The sequence below is a fragment of the Devosia enhydra genome (genome assembly GCF_900119845.1).
Taxonomy (GTDB): Bacteria; Pseudomonadota; Alphaproteobacteria; order Rhizobiales; family Devosiaceae; genus FPKU01.
Genome location: NZ_FPKU01000003.1, coordinates 365,990 through 380,978, shown reverse-complemented (window position 1 = coordinate 380,978; position 14,989 = coordinate 365,990). Strand labels below are relative to the sequence as shown.

Annotated in this window: 12 protein-coding genes; 9 read left to right on the top strand and 3 right to left on the bottom strand. The window is 65.3% G+C overall.

Annotated features, from left to right (window positions below; translation table 11 throughout):
* Window positions 1-109 precede the first annotated feature (109 nt).
* The gene (locus tag BT183_RS16595) at window positions 110-1,165 is read right to left on the bottom strand and encodes an AbrB family transcriptional regulator (RefSeq protein WP_072345586.1); all 1,056 of its coding nucleotides are present in this window, start codon (window positions 1,163-1,165) and stop codon (window positions 110-112) included.
* Window positions 1,162-2,328, bottom strand: coding sequence for a M20 aminoacylase family protein (locus BT183_RS16590; protein ID WP_072345584.1), 1,167 nt, complete (start codon window positions 2,326-2,328; stop codon window positions 1,162-1,164). The genes BT183_RS16595 and BT183_RS16590 overlap by 4 nt, the downstream gene beginning before the upstream one ends.
* A 195-nt stretch (window positions 2,329-2,523) precedes the next feature.
* Between BT183_RS16590 and BT183_RS16585 the strand changes: the two genes are divergently transcribed.
* From BT183_RS16585 to BT183_RS16555, 7 genes are all read left to right on the top strand, one after another.
* Entirely contained in the window at window positions 2,524-3,708 is a 1,185-nt protein-coding gene (locus tag BT183_RS16585; RefSeq protein WP_072345582.1) for an amino acid aminotransferase, read from the top strand.
* Between the two features lie 88 nt (window positions 3,709-3,796).
* Window positions 3,797-4,450, top strand: coding sequence for a fructose-6-phosphate aldolase (fsa, locus tag BT183_RS16580; protein ID WP_072345580.1), 654 nt, complete (start codon window positions 3,797-3,799; stop codon window positions 4,448-4,450).
* A 66-nt stretch (window positions 4,451-4,516) separates the two neighbouring features.
* Complete coding sequence (locus BT183_RS16575) at window positions 4,517-5,593, top strand: Mrp/NBP35 family ATP-binding protein (protein WP_072345579.1); 1,077 nt, start codon at window positions 4,517-4,519, stop codon at window positions 5,591-5,593.
* Window positions 5,594-5,652: 59 nt separating this feature from the next.
* A complete protein-coding gene (locus BT183_RS16570) occupies window positions 5,653-6,960 on the top strand; it encodes a GH1 family beta-glucosidase (protein WP_072345577.1) in 1,308 nt (435 codons plus the stop codon).
* Window positions 6,961-7,164: 204 nt separating this feature from the next.
* A complete protein-coding gene (locus tag BT183_RS16565) occupies window positions 7,165-8,532 on the top strand; it encodes an ABC transporter substrate-binding protein (RefSeq protein WP_072345575.1) in 1,368 nt (455 codons plus the stop codon).
* Window positions 8,533-8,636: 104 nt separating this feature from the next.
* The gene (locus BT183_RS16560) at window positions 8,637-9,653 is read left to right on the top strand and encodes a carbohydrate ABC transporter permease (protein WP_072345573.1); all 1,017 of its coding nucleotides are present in this window, start codon (window positions 8,637-8,639) and stop codon (window positions 9,651-9,653) included.
* Window positions 9,653-10,849, top strand: coding sequence for a carbohydrate ABC transporter permease (locus BT183_RS16555; RefSeq protein ID WP_084603617.1), 1,197 nt, complete (start codon window positions 9,653-9,655; stop codon window positions 10,847-10,849). Before BT183_RS16560 ends, BT183_RS16555 begins: the two co-directional genes overlap by 1 nt.
* Before the next feature lie 42 nt (window positions 10,850-10,891).
* Here the strand turns inward: BT183_RS16555 and BT183_RS16550 are convergent, their stop codons facing one another.
* On the bottom strand, window positions 10,892-11,971 hold the full coding sequence (locus tag BT183_RS16550) for a LacI family DNA-binding transcriptional regulator (protein WP_072345572.1): 1,080 nt from the start codon (window positions 11,969-11,971) through the stop codon (window positions 10,892-10,894).
* A gap of 201 nt (window positions 11,972-12,172) precedes the next feature.
* On the opposite strand from BT183_RS16550, the gene bglA reads away from it, so the two are divergent.
* Together bglA and BT183_RS16540 are read left to right on the top strand one after the other, a co-directional pair.
* Window positions 12,173-13,831 carry a beta-galactosidase BglA gene (gene bglA, locus BT183_RS16545; RefSeq protein WP_143145891.1) on the top strand — a complete coding sequence of 553 codons (1,659 nt, stop codon included), beginning with the start codon at window positions 12,173-12,175 and terminating at the stop codon, window positions 13,829-13,831.
* Between the two features lie 32 nt (window positions 13,832-13,863).
* On the top strand, window positions 13,864-14,868 hold the full coding sequence (locus BT183_RS16540; protein ID WP_072345568.1) for an ABC transporter ATP-binding protein: 1,005 nt from the start codon (window positions 13,864-13,866) through the stop codon (window positions 14,866-14,868).
* The last annotated feature ends 121 nt before the right edge of the window (window positions 14,869-14,989 follow it).

The window sequence follows — 14,989 nt, the reverse complement described above, 5'->3', positions numbered from 1 at the left end:
CTGAAACTGGCGAGCAGGCCCCGGCGTTCCCGCGCGGGAGGGGCCACACCCGCTATATGAGGTCGCGCGGCGTGCTTTGAAAGCTGTTCACGCTTTGCGAGGCAACGCGTCACAGACGCTTTCGCTCGTGCCGGCGCACCAGCATGACCACGAGCGGAATGCTGATGGTGAGGATCAAAAGCCGCGTGACGTGATGGGCCGCAATGAAGGCTGTATCGAACCCCATGGCGATGCCGAGCGCGCCCATGCCTTCGAGCGCACCGGGCGAGAGCCCCAGCCAGATATGGCCGAAGGGCATGTCGACGAACTGCGCGCAGATGATCGCCATGACCGTGGTTATGCCCACCGCGATGATGGTGGCCACGAGGCCCGCAAGCAGGGCGCCGCGGAATTCGCTGCCGGTGATGCCCTTGAGGCGGATGGCGATGTTGCAGCCGATGAGCACGAAGGCGGCGATGGTGACGGCCGGGGGCAGGGCGCCCTCGAAATTGCCGGTGAGCCGCGCCGTCGTCGCCATGAACATCGCCCCCAGCACATAGCCGGCCGGAACCCGCAGCCGGGTAAAGACGAAGCCGGTGAGCGCGCAGGCGGCGCCAACCGCGACGAGCGTGCCGATCGCCATCTGCGGCTCGACGGGGCCCTGCGGCGCCGACGCGGAAAACAGCAGCAGCGCCAAGGGTGCGGAGGCGGTGAGAAACAGGATGCGCACCACCTGGATGATGGCGATCTGCCGGCTGTTGCCCACCCCGGCCGAGGCAATCGCCATGACAAAGGAGAGATGGCCGGGAAAGGCGCTCATGAAGCTCGTGCCCGGATCGAGCCTAAAGAGCTTCTGCAGCGCCCAGCCGGTGGCCGAGATGATGAGCGCCAGCTCGATCGCCAACGCCAGCATGGTGACGGGCCATTGCACGATGAGGGTGAGGCTGTCGCGCGCGACATTGCCGCCCATCACCAGCCCGACGAGCACGAAGGCGATGTCGCGCAGCCAGCCCGGCATGGCGACGGGTGCGCCCGCGAGGGCGGCGATGGCAACTGAGATCATGCCGCCAATGAGCCAGCCCGCCGGCATGCCCGCCGCCTGGGCCAGCCCGCCACCGGTCGCCGAGATCGCAAGCGCCAGAAGCGTCGGCCCCGCGCCTTTGATCGGCTCAATGAGCGCGCTCACCGTATCGGCAGGGCGGTCTCGACCAGGCGCACCCAGAAGCTCGAGCCCACCGGGATGATCTCGTCGTTGAAATCATAGGTGTCGGTGTGCAGCTCCCCGGTATTGCCATTGCCCAGGAAGATGAAGGCGCCCGGCCGCTGGTTGAGCATGAAGGCGAAATCCTCGCCCCCCATGCTGGGCGGGGTCTCGGCATCGACGGCGCGTTCGCCCGCGACCTCGCGGGCGACGCGCGCAGCAAGTTCGGTTCCCTCGCGATGGTTGACGACGACGGGATAGCCGATCTCGTAATCCACCGTCGCCGATCCGCCAAAGCCGGCGGCGAGCAGCGGCACCATCTCGCAGAGCCGCTCCTGCATGAAGCTGCGCACCCCTTCGTCGAGGGCGCGGATGGTGCCGAGCAGGGTAACTTCGCGCGGGGTGACGTTGAAGGTCTGCCCGGCGTGGATCGAGGTGATCGAGAGCACGGCGGGCAAGAGCGGATCGCGGTTGCGCGACACGATGGTCTGGAGTGCCGTGATCATGCTGGCGGCGATGATCACCGGATCGGTGGAGAGGTGCGGCCGCGCCGCGTGCCCGCCCACCCCTTCGATGGTGATGGTGAACTTGTCGCTCGAGGCCATGATGGCGCCCTCGCGGATGGCGAAGCTGCCCGGCGTGAGGCCCGGCATGTTGTGCATGCCATAGACTTCGTCGATGCCGAAGCGCTCGAGCAGCCCGTCCTCGATCATGGTGCGCGCGCCGGCCCCGCCTTCCTCGGCGGGCTGGAAGATGAGCGCGACGCTGCCCTCGAAATTGCGCGTTTCGGCAAGATAGCGCGCCGCACCCAAAAGCATCGCGGTGTGCCCGTCATGCCCGCAGGCATGCATCTTGCCCGGGGTGAGGCTGGCATGGGGCTTGCCGGTGCGCTCGAGGATGGGCAGCGCATCCATGTCGGCGCGCAGCCCGATGGTGCGGGTTCCAGGCTTGCGCCCGTGGATCAGCCCGACGACGCCGGAGCGCCCGACGCCGGTGGTGATCTCGTCGACCCCGAAGCCCTGCAACAGTTCGGCGACGCGTGCGGAGGTGCGCGGCAGGTCGTAGAGCAGTTCGGGATGGACATGGAAATCACGTCGCCACGCCACGACGTCGTCGTGGAATTCGGCAATGCGGTTGATGACTGGCATGGACGGACCGGATCGGCGCTGGGAAAAATCCAGTCTGGCCTGCCCCTTGCCCCAACGTCAACCCGCGCCGGTTCCGCAAGGCGGTATCCTTTTGTCGCGTGACGATGGGCTCTCGCTAGACCTCAGTCGCGATTGCAAATCGTGGCGTGGTCCCTATAAAGGCCACGCCTTGACCGTCCCCGGAAGCTGCCCGAAATGTTCGAAACCCTCAAGAAGGCCACGCTCGACAAGATCTTCGTGCTGATGGCCGAATATGCCGCCGACCCGCGCACCGACAAGATCGATCTGGGTGTGGGCGTCTACAAGGACGAAACGGGCCTGACCCCGATCATGAGCGCCGTGCGCAAGGCTGAGCAGCGCATGGTGGAGACGGCCAAGACCAAGACCTATGTCGGGGTCGTCGGCAACAAGGGCTTTTCGGCCGCGGTGGTCGATCTCGTGCTGGGCGGCACGGTCGACAAATCCCGCATCCGCACTGTCAACGGGGCGGGCGGCACCGGCGCGCTGTCGGTTCTGCTCAATGTGCTGGCGCGCGCGCGGCCCGGCGGGCGGATCTACCTGTCGGACCCGACCTGGCCCAATCACTGGCCGCTGGCCGAATTCTGCGGCCTTTCGCCGCGCACCTATCCCTATTTCAACGCCGAGACGCGCAGCGTCGATTTCACCGCCATGATGCAGGTGATCGACGGGCTGGGGCCCGACGACATCGTGCTGCTGCATGGCTGCTGCCACAACCCGACGGGCGCCAACCTCACGCCCCAGCAGTGGGACCAGGTGGCCGAGAGCCTCAAGCGCACCGGCGCCTTCCCGCTGATCGATCTTGCGTATCTGGGCTTCGGCGACGGGCTCGAGCCCGATGCCTATGGCGTGCGCAAGATTGCCTCGAGCGTGCCCGAGACGCTGATCGCCTTCTCCGGCAGCAAGAATTTCGGGCTCTATCGCGAGCGCGTCGGCCTGGCGATCGCCATTGCCGCCGATGCCGAGGCGGCCGAGATCGTCTCGAGCCAGATGCAGAACATCATCCGCGCCACCATCTCGCAGACCCCCGACCATGGCGCCGAAGTCATCCGCATCATCCTCGAGGATCCCGCGCTGCGCGCCGAGTGGCAGCAGGAGCTCGAGGCCATGCGCAGCCGCATGAACCGGCTGCGCCAGAAGCTGGCCGACGCGATCCGCGAGCGCTCGAACGCCACCGATTTCGATTTCATCGCCGAACATTCGGGGATGTTCTCGCTGCTGGGCCTGCCCCAGGAGACGGTGGAGGCGCTCAAGGTCAAGTTCGGCGTCTACATGATCAATGACAGCCGCATCAACGTGGCCGGCATCCCCGAGGACCGGATCGGCGAGCTCGCCGACCACCTCATCGCCGCGACGCGCTGATATCCCATCGTGCTGAACGGGGTTGCGCCTTGCACGGGCAAGGCGCACATCAGGGGCAGGATGGCCCCGACCCCCGCTGGAGGAACCCATGAAATTCTTCGTCGATACCGGTGACTTCAAGGAAATCGAAGAGCTGAGCGCCACGGGCCTGCTCGACGGGGTGACGACAAATCCCTCGCTGATCGCCAAGGCGGGCCGCGACTTCAAGGAACTGATCGGCGAGATCTGCCGCATCGTGCCCGGCCCGGTCTCGGCCGAAGTCGCCTCCACCGAATATGAGGGCATGATCGCCGAGGGCGAAGTGCTGGCAAAGATCGCCGAGAATGTGGTGGTCAAGCTGCCCCTCACCATGGATGGGCTCAAGGCCACCAAGTATTTCTCGACCAGGGACATCAAGACCAACGTCACCCTGTGCTTTTCGGCCAATCAGGCGCTCTTGGCCGCCAAGGTCGGGGCGACCTATGTGTCGCCCTTCATCGGCCGGCTCGACGACATCAACCTCGACGGCATGGACCTGATCGAAGACATCCGCACCATCTTCGACAACTACGCCTTCTCCACAGAGATCCTCGCCGCCTCGATCCGCTCGCCCAACCATGTGACCCAGGCGGCGCTGGCGGGCGCCGACGTGGCCACCATGCCCCCGGCGGTGATCCGCAAGCTCGCCGAGCACCCCCTGACCAAGTCGGGCCTCGAAGCCTTCGTCAAGGACTGGAAGTCGACCGGCCAGTCGATCCTCTAGGACTCGCCTCCAAGACCCGCGCGGCCCGCTTCACGGGTCGCGCCGTCGCTGATTTGGGAAAGCCCCATGGCAAACGAAACCCTCGCCAAGACGATCAAGGATGCGCTGTCCACGGTCGAAATCCCCGGCGGGGACAGTCTTGCGGGCTATGGCGGGCTCTCGGACATCATCGTCACCGAAAGCGCGGTGGCTTTTGCCATTTCGGTGGCGCCGGGCATGGAAGCGGCCTTCGGACCGGCCCGTGACGGCGCCCGCGCCGTGGCCGAAAAGGCCGCGCCCGGCCGCAAGGTGCTGGTTTCGCTGACCTCCGACCGCCAGCAGGCGGCCCATGCTCATGCCCAGAAGCCCGCTGCCGGCCCACGCCGCGAGCCGGTCGAGGGCGTCAAGCACATCGTCGCGGTCGGTTCGGGCAAGGGCGGGGTGGGCAAATCCACCGTCGCCGTCAATCTCGCGCTCGCCTTTGCGGCGCGCGGATTGCGTACGGGGCTGCTCGATGCCGATCTCTACGGCCCCTCTGTGCCGCGGCTCCTCGGCATCGAAGGCAAGCCGGCGATGCGCTCGGACGGCATTTTCACGCCCCATGAGGCCCATGGGCTCAAGGCCATGTCGATCGGCTCGATGCTCGGCCCCGACCAGGCGGTGGTGTGGCGCGGCCCGATGGCGACCTCGGCGCTGCGGCAATTGCTGCGCGAGACCCATTGGGGCGGGCTCGACATGCTGGTCATCGACCTGCCACCCGGCACCGGCGACATCCATATCTCGCTCTTCCAGCAGGTGGCGCTCGATGGCGCGGTGATCGTCTCGACCCCGCAGGATCTGGCGCTGATCGATGCCAAGAAGGCCATCGACATGCTGCGTCGGGTGGATGTGCCCATTCTCGGGGTGGTCGAGAACATGAGCTATTTCGTCGCCCCCGATACCGGCACCCGCTACGACATTTTCGGCCATGGCGGGGCGAAGACGGCGGCGATGCGGCTGGGGCTGCCCTTCCTCGGCGAGATCCCGCTGGTGATGACCATCCGCGAGACCTCGGATGCCGGCACCCCGGTGATGGCCGGCAACCCGGACGGCCCCGAGGGCGAGGCGTTCGCGGCCATCGCGGGCCGCGTGCTCACCAGCATGGCGGATGTCGCCCGCACCTGACGGCACGGTGACAGTGACGGCGGCGACTGCTAAGTCCTCACCCCAGGAGGACTTCCAGCATGTTCACCCATGATCGTTCGCAATTCGGGTCGGGCTTCATCTTCGGCACCGCCACCTCATCCTATCAGATCGAAGGGGGACAGGCCGACGGGCGGGGTCCGTCGATCTGGGACAGCTTTTCGATGACGCCGGGCAATGTGCGCGGCGCCGAATCGGGTGTCATCGCCTGCGACCATTACAATCGCTGGGAGGAGGATCTCGACCTCATCCGCGATGCCGGCTTTGATGCCTATCGCTTCTCCTTTGCCTGGCCGCGCATAATGCCCGACGGTCGCGGTGCGGTGAACGCCGCCGGCCTCGCCTTTTACGACCGGCTGATCGACGGCATGCTGGCGCGCGGCCTCAAGCCCTTCGCGACGCTCTATCACTGGGATCTGCCCAGCGCGCTGCAGGACATGGGGGGCTGGACCAATCGCGACATCGCCGGCTGGTTTGCCGATTATGCGCAGATCATCGGCCATCATTTCGGCGACCGGCTGCACGCCACCGCCACCATCAACGAGCCGTGGTGCGTTGCCTTTCTCAGCCATTTCCTCGGCAAGCACGCCCCCGGCCTGCGCGATGTGCGCGCCGCCGCACGCGCCATGCACCATGTGCTGCTCGCCCATGGCACGGCGGTGGGTGCGCTGCGGGGCGAGGGTGTCAAGAACCTCGGCATCGTGCTCAATCTCGAGGCCACCGAGCCGCGCAGCGGATCGGATGCCGACCGCAAGGCGGCAGAACTGGGCGACGGCATCTTCAACCGCTGGTATCTCGACGGTCTGTTCAAGGGCCGCTATCCCGCCGACGTGCTCGCCATGCTGGGCCCGCACATGCCCGAAAACCACGCCGGCGACATGGCCATCACCGGCGCGCCGCTCGACTGGCTGGGGATCAACTATTACACGCGCTCGCTCTATTATTCCGATCCGGCCGTGCCGGTGCTCGGCTTTTCGCAGGAGCGGGGCGGGCTCGCCAAATCCGACCTCGGCTGGGAAATCTATCCCGAGGGGCTGACGACCCTCGTGACGCGCGTGGCGCGCGACTACACCAAGCTGCCCCTCTACATCACCGAAAACGGCATGTCGGAAACCGACGACCGGCGGCGCGTCGACTTCTACGACCAGCATCTGGGCGCCTGTCTCGACGTCATCCGGGCAGGCGTCGACCTCCGGGGCTATTTCGCCTGGTCGCTGCTCGACAATTTCGAGTGGGCCGAGGGCTATGCTTCTCGCTTCGGGCTGGTGGAAGTGGACTACGAGACCCAGAAGCGCACCCCCAAGGGCAGCTACCGCGCGTTCCAGGGCCTGCTGCACAACAGCCGGTGAGGCGGGTGGCTGGGCTCATCATACCGGCTTGGCAAGGCCGGTGCTTTGTGCGACGCTGGCAGCACCGCTAAATGCCCAAATGCGCAGACAATAATCGTCTGCGGCGCCCGCGTCCGAAAACGTTTTGGTGCCGGCAGGGGCAGGCGGGGATGACGTGCGAATCGCAATCGCGCGCGTCCCAATGGTGCGATGGGAGGACAACACATGCAGAAGACTTTCCTTTTAGGCATTTCGGCGATGGCCATCGCCCTGGCCGCCCCGGCCGCTATGGCGCAGGACCTGCAGTTCACGCCCGGCGAGGGTGGGTTCACCTGGGAGTCCTACGAGGCTTTCAAGGCCGCCAATTCCGGGCTTCAGGGCCAGACGCTGTCGATCTGGAACGCCTGGTCCGAGCCGGGTGACAAGGCGCAGTGGGAAGCGGTGCTGTCCTATTTCACCGCCGCGACGGGCGTGACGCTGCAGAACGGCTCGTCCAAGAATTATGAGGAGCAGGCCCGCATCGACATCGCCGCAGGCAGCCCCGCCAACATCACCATCCTGCCCCAGCCGGGCCTGATGGCCGACTTCGCCGCGCAGGGCGCGCTGGTCGACCTGGGCGCCGAGACCACCAGCTGGCTTGAGGAAAACTACAGCGCCGGCCCGTCCTGGGCAGCGCTTGGCCAGTATGCCGGTCGTGACGGCACGGTTGCGCAATACGCCTTCCCCTACAAGCAGGAAGTCAAATCCCTCGTCTGGTACTCGCCCGACAACTTCGCCGAGATGGGCTACGAAGTGCCCGAGACGATGGAAGACCTGCTCGCTTTGCAGGACCAGATCATCGCCGATGGCGGCACGCCCTGGTGCATCGGGCTCGAATCGGGCGGCGCGACCGGCTGGCCGGCCACCGACTGGATCGAAGACATCATGCTTCGCACACAGAGCCCCGAGGATTACGATGCGTGGGTCAGCAACGAGCTGAAGTTCAACGACCCCAAGGTCGTGGAAGCCATCGAACTCTTCGGTTCGATCGCCAAGGATGACAGCAAGGTCGCCGGTGGCGTTGCCGCCGTCGTGACCACGGCGTTCGGCGACAGCCCGAAGGGCCTCTTCACCGTCCCCCCGCAGTGCTATCTGCACCGCCAGGCCTCGTTCATCCCGTCCTTCTTCCCTGAAGGTTCGGTGTCGGGCGAGGATTACGACTTCTTCTACTTCCCCGCCTTTGCCGAAAAGGATCTGGGCACCCCGGTGCTGGGTTCGGGCAACCTTGCCGCGATCACCAAGGACTCGCCGGCCGCCCGCGCCTTCATCGAGTTCCTCAAGACCCCGCTGGCCCATGAAATCTGGATGGCCCAGGACAATGGCAGCTTCCTCTCGGCGCATCGCGGCGTGAATCCGGAAGTCTATTCCACCCAGGCCAACAAGGATCTCGGGCAGATCCTGCTCAATGCCACCACCTTCCGCTTCGATGGTTCGGACATGATGCCCGGCCCGATCGGCGCGGGCGCCTTCTGGACCGGCATGGTCGACTTCGTCAACGGCAAGTCGGCCCAGGAAGTGGCCGACCAGATCCAGGCGGCCTGGGACGCGCTCTGACCACTGAAAGAGGGGGCTGGCGCCAATGGCGCCAGCCCCTGCTTGCCGCAGGCAGTTGCGGGGCAGTGGCCCGGATAAGGGCCCGCTCCTGAGGGGGGTCGGGTATGGTTGAGCAGATCTTGGGTGCGGTGCTGGCGGTAGCCGTCGCGCTTGCAGCATGCGTCGCCTATTTCTGGGGCACCAACTGGCTGCTCGACAGGTGGTTCGCCGATCCGCCGGGCCGTGTCTCCGACGATGTGAGCACCGAGCGCGACCTGATGCGCAGCCGTATCCGGCCCTGGCTGTTCATCTTCCCGGCCATGCTGTTTCTCACCGTCTACCTCGTCTATCCGGTGTTCGAGACGCTGAGGCTGTCGTTCTTCGATCGCTTCGGCCAGCGTTTCATCGGCTTTGACAACTATATCTGGGCGTTTGGCGACGGCATTTTCTGGCAGTCGGCGCTCAACAATCTCGCCTGGCTCCTGATCGTGCCCTCCTTTGCCACCGCCTTCGGGCTGGTGATCGCCGTGCTCGCCGACAGGCTGTGGTGGGGCAATATCGCCAAGACGCTGATCTTCATGCCCATGGCGATCTCGTTCGTGGGCGCATCGGTGATCTGGCGCTTCGTCTATGCCTATCGCGGCCCCGACCAGGAGCAGATCGGCGTGCTCAACGCGCTGGTCACCGGCATGGGCTTTGCGCCGCAGGCCTGGATGACCATCCCGTTCTGGAACTCGGTGATGCTCATGGTCATCCTGATCTGGATCCAGACGGGCTTTGCCATGGTCATCCTGTCGGCGGCGCTGCGCGGGGTGCCCGAGGAGACGCTGGAGGCGGCCCGCATCGACGGGGCGAGCGACATCCGCATCTTTTTCGACATCATGATCCCCCAGATCTGGGGCACGATCATCGTGGTGTGGACCACCATCACCATCACCGTGCTCAAGGTCTTCGACATCGTCTATGCCATGACCAATGGCGAGTTCCAGACGCAGGTCCTGGCCAATCTCATGTATCGCTGGATGTTCATTTCGGGCGATTACGGCCGCGGCTCGACCATCGCCGTGATCATCATGCTGGCCGTGGTGCCGATCATGATCTGGAACATCCGTCGCGCCAATGCCGAGCAGGGGACACGCTGATGACATCGCTGGCCTCCACCGACGCCCCCGCCGCCACCCAGGCCGAAACCCGCCGCTGGCCGCGCGTCAGCATCGGCACGATCATCGCCAATCTGGCGCTGCTCTTCCTCGTCCTGCTCTGGACCTTTCCCACGGCAGGCCTGCTCATCTCCTCTGTGCGCGACAAGGACCAACTCGCCGTATCGGGCTGGTGGACGGCGCTCACCCCCTCGGTCACCCAGAATGCCGCCCGTCTCGGGCGGGGCGACGAGCAGGTGGAAGAGAACGGCACCTTCATCATTCGCGGCAATATCCTCGGCGAGCTCGGCAGCGGGCGGACGGTCGAGGCGTTCGGCACCACCAATGCCGACGTCGCGGCGGCCGAGGCCGGCGAGACCCTGCCGATGCGCGCCGGCGGCGAGGTGACGGTCGCGAGCGACGGCAGCTATGAATGGCGCTCTGCCACCGCCTTCACCCATTCGGCCGGCCCGCGCATCTATTTCGTCGCCGGCAGCCCGCCCCGCTTCACCCTCGACAACTACGCCACGGTGCTGGCCACCAGTGGCATCGCGCAGTCCTTCATCAATTCCATCGCGGTGGCCATTCCGGCAACCGTCATTCCCATCCTGGTCGCGGCCTTTGCCGCCTATGCGCTGGCGTGGATGAATTTCCCAGGCCGCGGGCTGATGGTGGCGGTGGTGGTGGGGCTGCTCGTGGTGCCCCTGCAGATGTCGCTGATCCCGCTTTTGCGCATGTATAACGGCATTGCCGGAGCCTTCGGGCAGGACAGCAAGGGCTATCTCGGGGTGTGGCTGGCCCACACCGCGTTCGGCCTGCCGCTCGCGATCTATCTCTTGCGCAACTACATGGCCGGCCTGCCGCGCGAGATCATGGAATCGGCGCGTATCGACGGGGCCAGCCATTTCCAGATCTTCACCGGCATGATCCTGCCGCTGAGCTTTCCGGCCCTCGCCTCCTTCGCCATCTTCCAGTTCCTGTGGATCTGGAACGACCTTCTGGTGGCGCTTGTCTTCCTCGGCGCCCAGGACGACAAGGTGGTGCTCACCGGCCGGCTCGTGAACCTGCTTGGCACGCAGGGCGACAACTGGGAGCTGCTGACCGCAGGGGCCTTCATCTCCATCGTCGTGCCGCTGATCGTGTTCTTCTCGCTCCAGCGCTATTTCGTGCGCGGGCTGCTCGCCGGCTCGGTGAAATAGAACCGCGCCGTTGCCGGGGCGGGGCCGCAAGGCCCCGTCGCGTCAGAGCCGGTGCGGGGGCAGGGGTAGGGCGAGGCTCTCCTCCCGCAGGCCCGGAACGATCGAGAAGGTCGAGGGAATGAGCTTGCCCCTCGGCCCGCCGCCCGTGTCGCACTGGCGCAGCAACTCCCCGATCAGCGCCACACCCGCATCGCGCAGCGAGGAGCGCACGAAGCTGATCATCGCGCCGAAGGGCGAGAGGTTGAGATAGTGCAGCTCGTCATCCATGGTTGCGACCGACAGCGCCCGGCCCGAGCGCTGAATGGCCGGGTGGCTTTCCATTGCCATCAGCGTCGAGGAATAGATGATGGCCGTCACCGCCTCGTCCTCGAGCGCCTTGGAGGTGAGCGCAAGGCCGGCATCGCCCATCGGATGATGGGCGGCAAAATAGCTCACCGCCTGTTCGGGCATGCCCAGATCGGCAATGGCGTCGGCAACCCCGCGCCGCCGGTAGAGCGCATAGGTGTAGCGCTCATCGCCATTGATGAAGGCGATGCGGCGATGGCCATTGGCCACCATCAGCCGGGCCAGCTTGTAGAAATTGCCGTAATTGTCGACATCGACCCAGCCATAGCGGCCATGCCGGCTTTCGCGCCCATGCACCACGAAGGGCCGGCCCCGCTCGAGCAGGTAGCTGATGCGCGGGTCATCCTCGCGCGGCAGGTCGAGAATGAAGCCATCGACACTGTTGTCGTTGACATAGCGATCATAGACGTCGAGCTCGTGCTCGGGCGTGTCGCTGGTGAGAACGATGTCATAGGCGGCGCTGCGCGCGCCCCTGAGCACCCCGGCCATGACCTCGACGAAATGCGGGTCGACGAATTTCCGGTCATTATCGGCCTGCACCCAGGCCACGGCGTGGGTCTTGCGGGTCACGAGGCGCTGGGCGTTGCGATTGGGCCGATAGCCCATGCGCTGCGCCGCTTCCACGACGCGCGAGCGCGTCGCTTCGCCCACGTCCGAATAGCCGTTGAGCGCGCGCGACACGGTGGTGATCGACACCCCCAGCGCCTCGGCCAGCTGCTTGATGGTGACGGTGCTGCCGGGGCTGGCGAGGGGGCGGGCGGCGCGCGGCGACTGCATGGAGTGATCGGTTCCGAAATCCGGTGGATGGGCGGCGCCCGGGCGCCATGCGGGCTTATCGCGCGAGTTGACGACGCGGTACCCCCATGGCTAAGAATAGTTCAACTAAAACGTTTTGGCATATGCGTCTTTCGTCGTCAGAGGAGGCGACGGGCGCAGGGCCTGCTTCCCGGAGAATGAGCTGTGTTCGGCGCATCCATGATGACCGAGACCCGATCGGTCAACGACCTTCGTGCGGATCGCAACTGGTGGCGGGGGGCGGTGATCTATCAGATCTATCCGCGCTCCTTCCAGGACCATAATGGCGATGGCATCGGCGACCTCGTCGGCATCACCGAGCGGCTCGGCTATGTCGCCGATCTGGGGGTGGATGCCATCTGGCTCTCGCCCTTCTTCACCTCGCCGATGCGCGATTTCGGCTATGACGTCTCGAACTATCGCGATGTCGACCCGACCTTCGGCACGCTTGGCGATTTCGACCGGCTGCTCGAAAAGGCGCATGCGCTGGGCATCCGCGTCATCATCGACCAGGTGATCAGCCACTCTTCGGACCGGCATCCCTGGTTCGCCGAAAGCCGGCTGAGCCGCACCAATGAGCGCGCCGACTGGTATGTCTGGGCCGATGCCAAGCCCGATGGCACCCCGCCCAACAACTGGCTCTCGATCTTCGGGGGCTCGGCCTGGGCCTGGGACAGCCGGCGCATGCAGTATTACCTGCACAATTTCCTCGCCAGCCAGCCCGATCTCAACTTCCACAACCCCGCCGTGCAGGATGCGCTTCTGTCGGAAATGCGCTTCTGGCTCGAGCGCGGCGTAGATGGCTTCCGGCTCGATACCGTCAATTTCTATTTCCACAGTCAGGGACTCGAAAACAATCCCGTCGTCCGGCCCGAGGATTTCAACGCCTCGACCGCCCCGGCGGTGAACCCCTATAATTTCCAGGAACATCTCTACGACAAGAGCCGGCCGGAAAATCTTGAGTTCCTCAAGCGCTTGCGCGCGCTGATGGACGAGTATCCGGGCACCACCACGGTGGGCGAGATCGGCGACAGCCAGCATCAGCTCGAAGTCATGGCCCAGTACACATCCGGCGAAGACCGGCTGCACATGGCCTATACCTTCGACTATCTCGGCGGCGAGTTCAGCGCCGGGCATTTCCGCAAGTCGATCGTCGAGACGGAGACGGCGGCGCCCGATGGCTGGATCTGCCTTGCCTTCTCCAACCATGACGTGGTGCGCCATGTGAGCCGCTGGGCCGCTCGCGAGCATCAGGATGGCTTCATCCGCATGGCGCTGCTGCTCATCCTGTCGATGCGCGGCTCGGTCTGCCTTTATCAGGGCGAGGAGCTCGGCCTGCCCGAGGCGGAACTGGCCTTCGAGGATCTGGTCGATCCCTACGGCATCGAATTCTGGCCCCAGTTCAAGGGGCGCGACGGGTGCCGCACGCCGATGGTGTGGCAGGCTGCCGCCCATCTCGGGGGCTTTTCGAGCGCGCCCAAATCCTGGCTGCCGGTGCCCAACAACCATCTGATGCGCGCCGTCGACCAGCAACTGGGCGTCGAGGGCTCGGTGCTGAGCTTTTACCGCGAGGCCATCGCCTTCCGGAAAATGCATCCGGCGCTGCGGGGCGGCGATATCGCGATGATCGAGAGCCCCGATGGCGTTCTGGCGTTCACCCGCTCGGATGACACCGAGACAGTGCTCTGCGTCTTCAACATGACCGAGACCGAGGTCATCGTGCCGCTCGAAGGGCTTGCGCCCACTGCATCGGGCGCGCCGGGCAATTCGCCCGAGCCGGTGGATGGCAAATTGAGCCTTGCGCCTTTTGGTGCGTATATTGGGCTGATCGACCGGAGCTGATCCGGAAGACGCCGCAGGGAGGGAGGCCCGGCATGTCCGATCTCAAGATCACAAATCTCTACAAGCGCTATGGCGCCGTGGAAATTCTCAAGGACGTCAATCTCGAGATCGCCTCGGGCGAGTTCATCGTGTTCGTCGGGCCCTCGGGCTGCGGAAAATCGACGCTGCTGCGCTGCATCTCGGGGCTTGAAAACATCTCCTCGGGCACGCTGGCCATCGATGGGCGCGTCGTCAACGATGTCGCGCCCTCAAAGCGCGGCATTGCCATGGTGTTCCAGTCCTATGCGCTCTATCCGCATATGAGCGTCTACGACAACATGGCTTATGCGTTGAAGCTGCAGAACATCGACAAGGCCAGCCTCGACCGCAAGGTGCGCGAGGCGGCCGAAAAGCTGCAGCTCACCAAATATCTCGATCGCCTGCCCAAGGCGCTGTCGGGCGGGCAGCGCCAGCGCGTCGCCATCGGGCGAGCGATCGTGCGCGATCCCAAGGTGTTCCTCTTCGATGAGCCGCTCTCCAACCTCGATGCGGCGCTGCGCGTGCAGATGCGCATGGAGATCGGCCAGCTCAAGGAGCAGTTGCCCAACACCACCATGATCTATGTGACGCACGACCAGGTGGAGGCCATGACCATGGCCGATCGCATCGTGGTGCTCAAGGATGGCGTGGTGCAGCAGGTGGGCAGCCCGATGGAGCTTTACGAGCGGCCGCAATCGCTGTTCGTGGCCGGCTTCATCGGCAGCCCCAAGATGAACTTCCTCACCGGATCCTATGCCGATGCCTACAAGGCCCACACGGTGGGCGTGCGTTCGGAACATCTCGACGTGGTGCCGGACGGGGTGTGGTCGGGCAAGGTGATCTATTCGGAGAACCTGGGGTCCGACAGCTACATCTATGTCGATATCGGCTCGGGCGAGCCGGTGGTGGTCCGCCAGACCGGCAAGGCCAGCTATCACGCCGGCGACCGCCTGAGCTTCTCCCCCCGCGGCAACCTCTTCCACCGCTTCGACCAGAGCGGCCAGCCGATGGCCCATTGAGGGAGGCTGCGTAAGCGGCCTCTTGGTGAGGACCTCTTACCTCTCCCTCTGGGGGAGAGGTCGGCGCGGTAGTGCCGGGTGAGGGGGCCTTGCCGCTTGCGCGATCTCAGAGCTCCCAGCA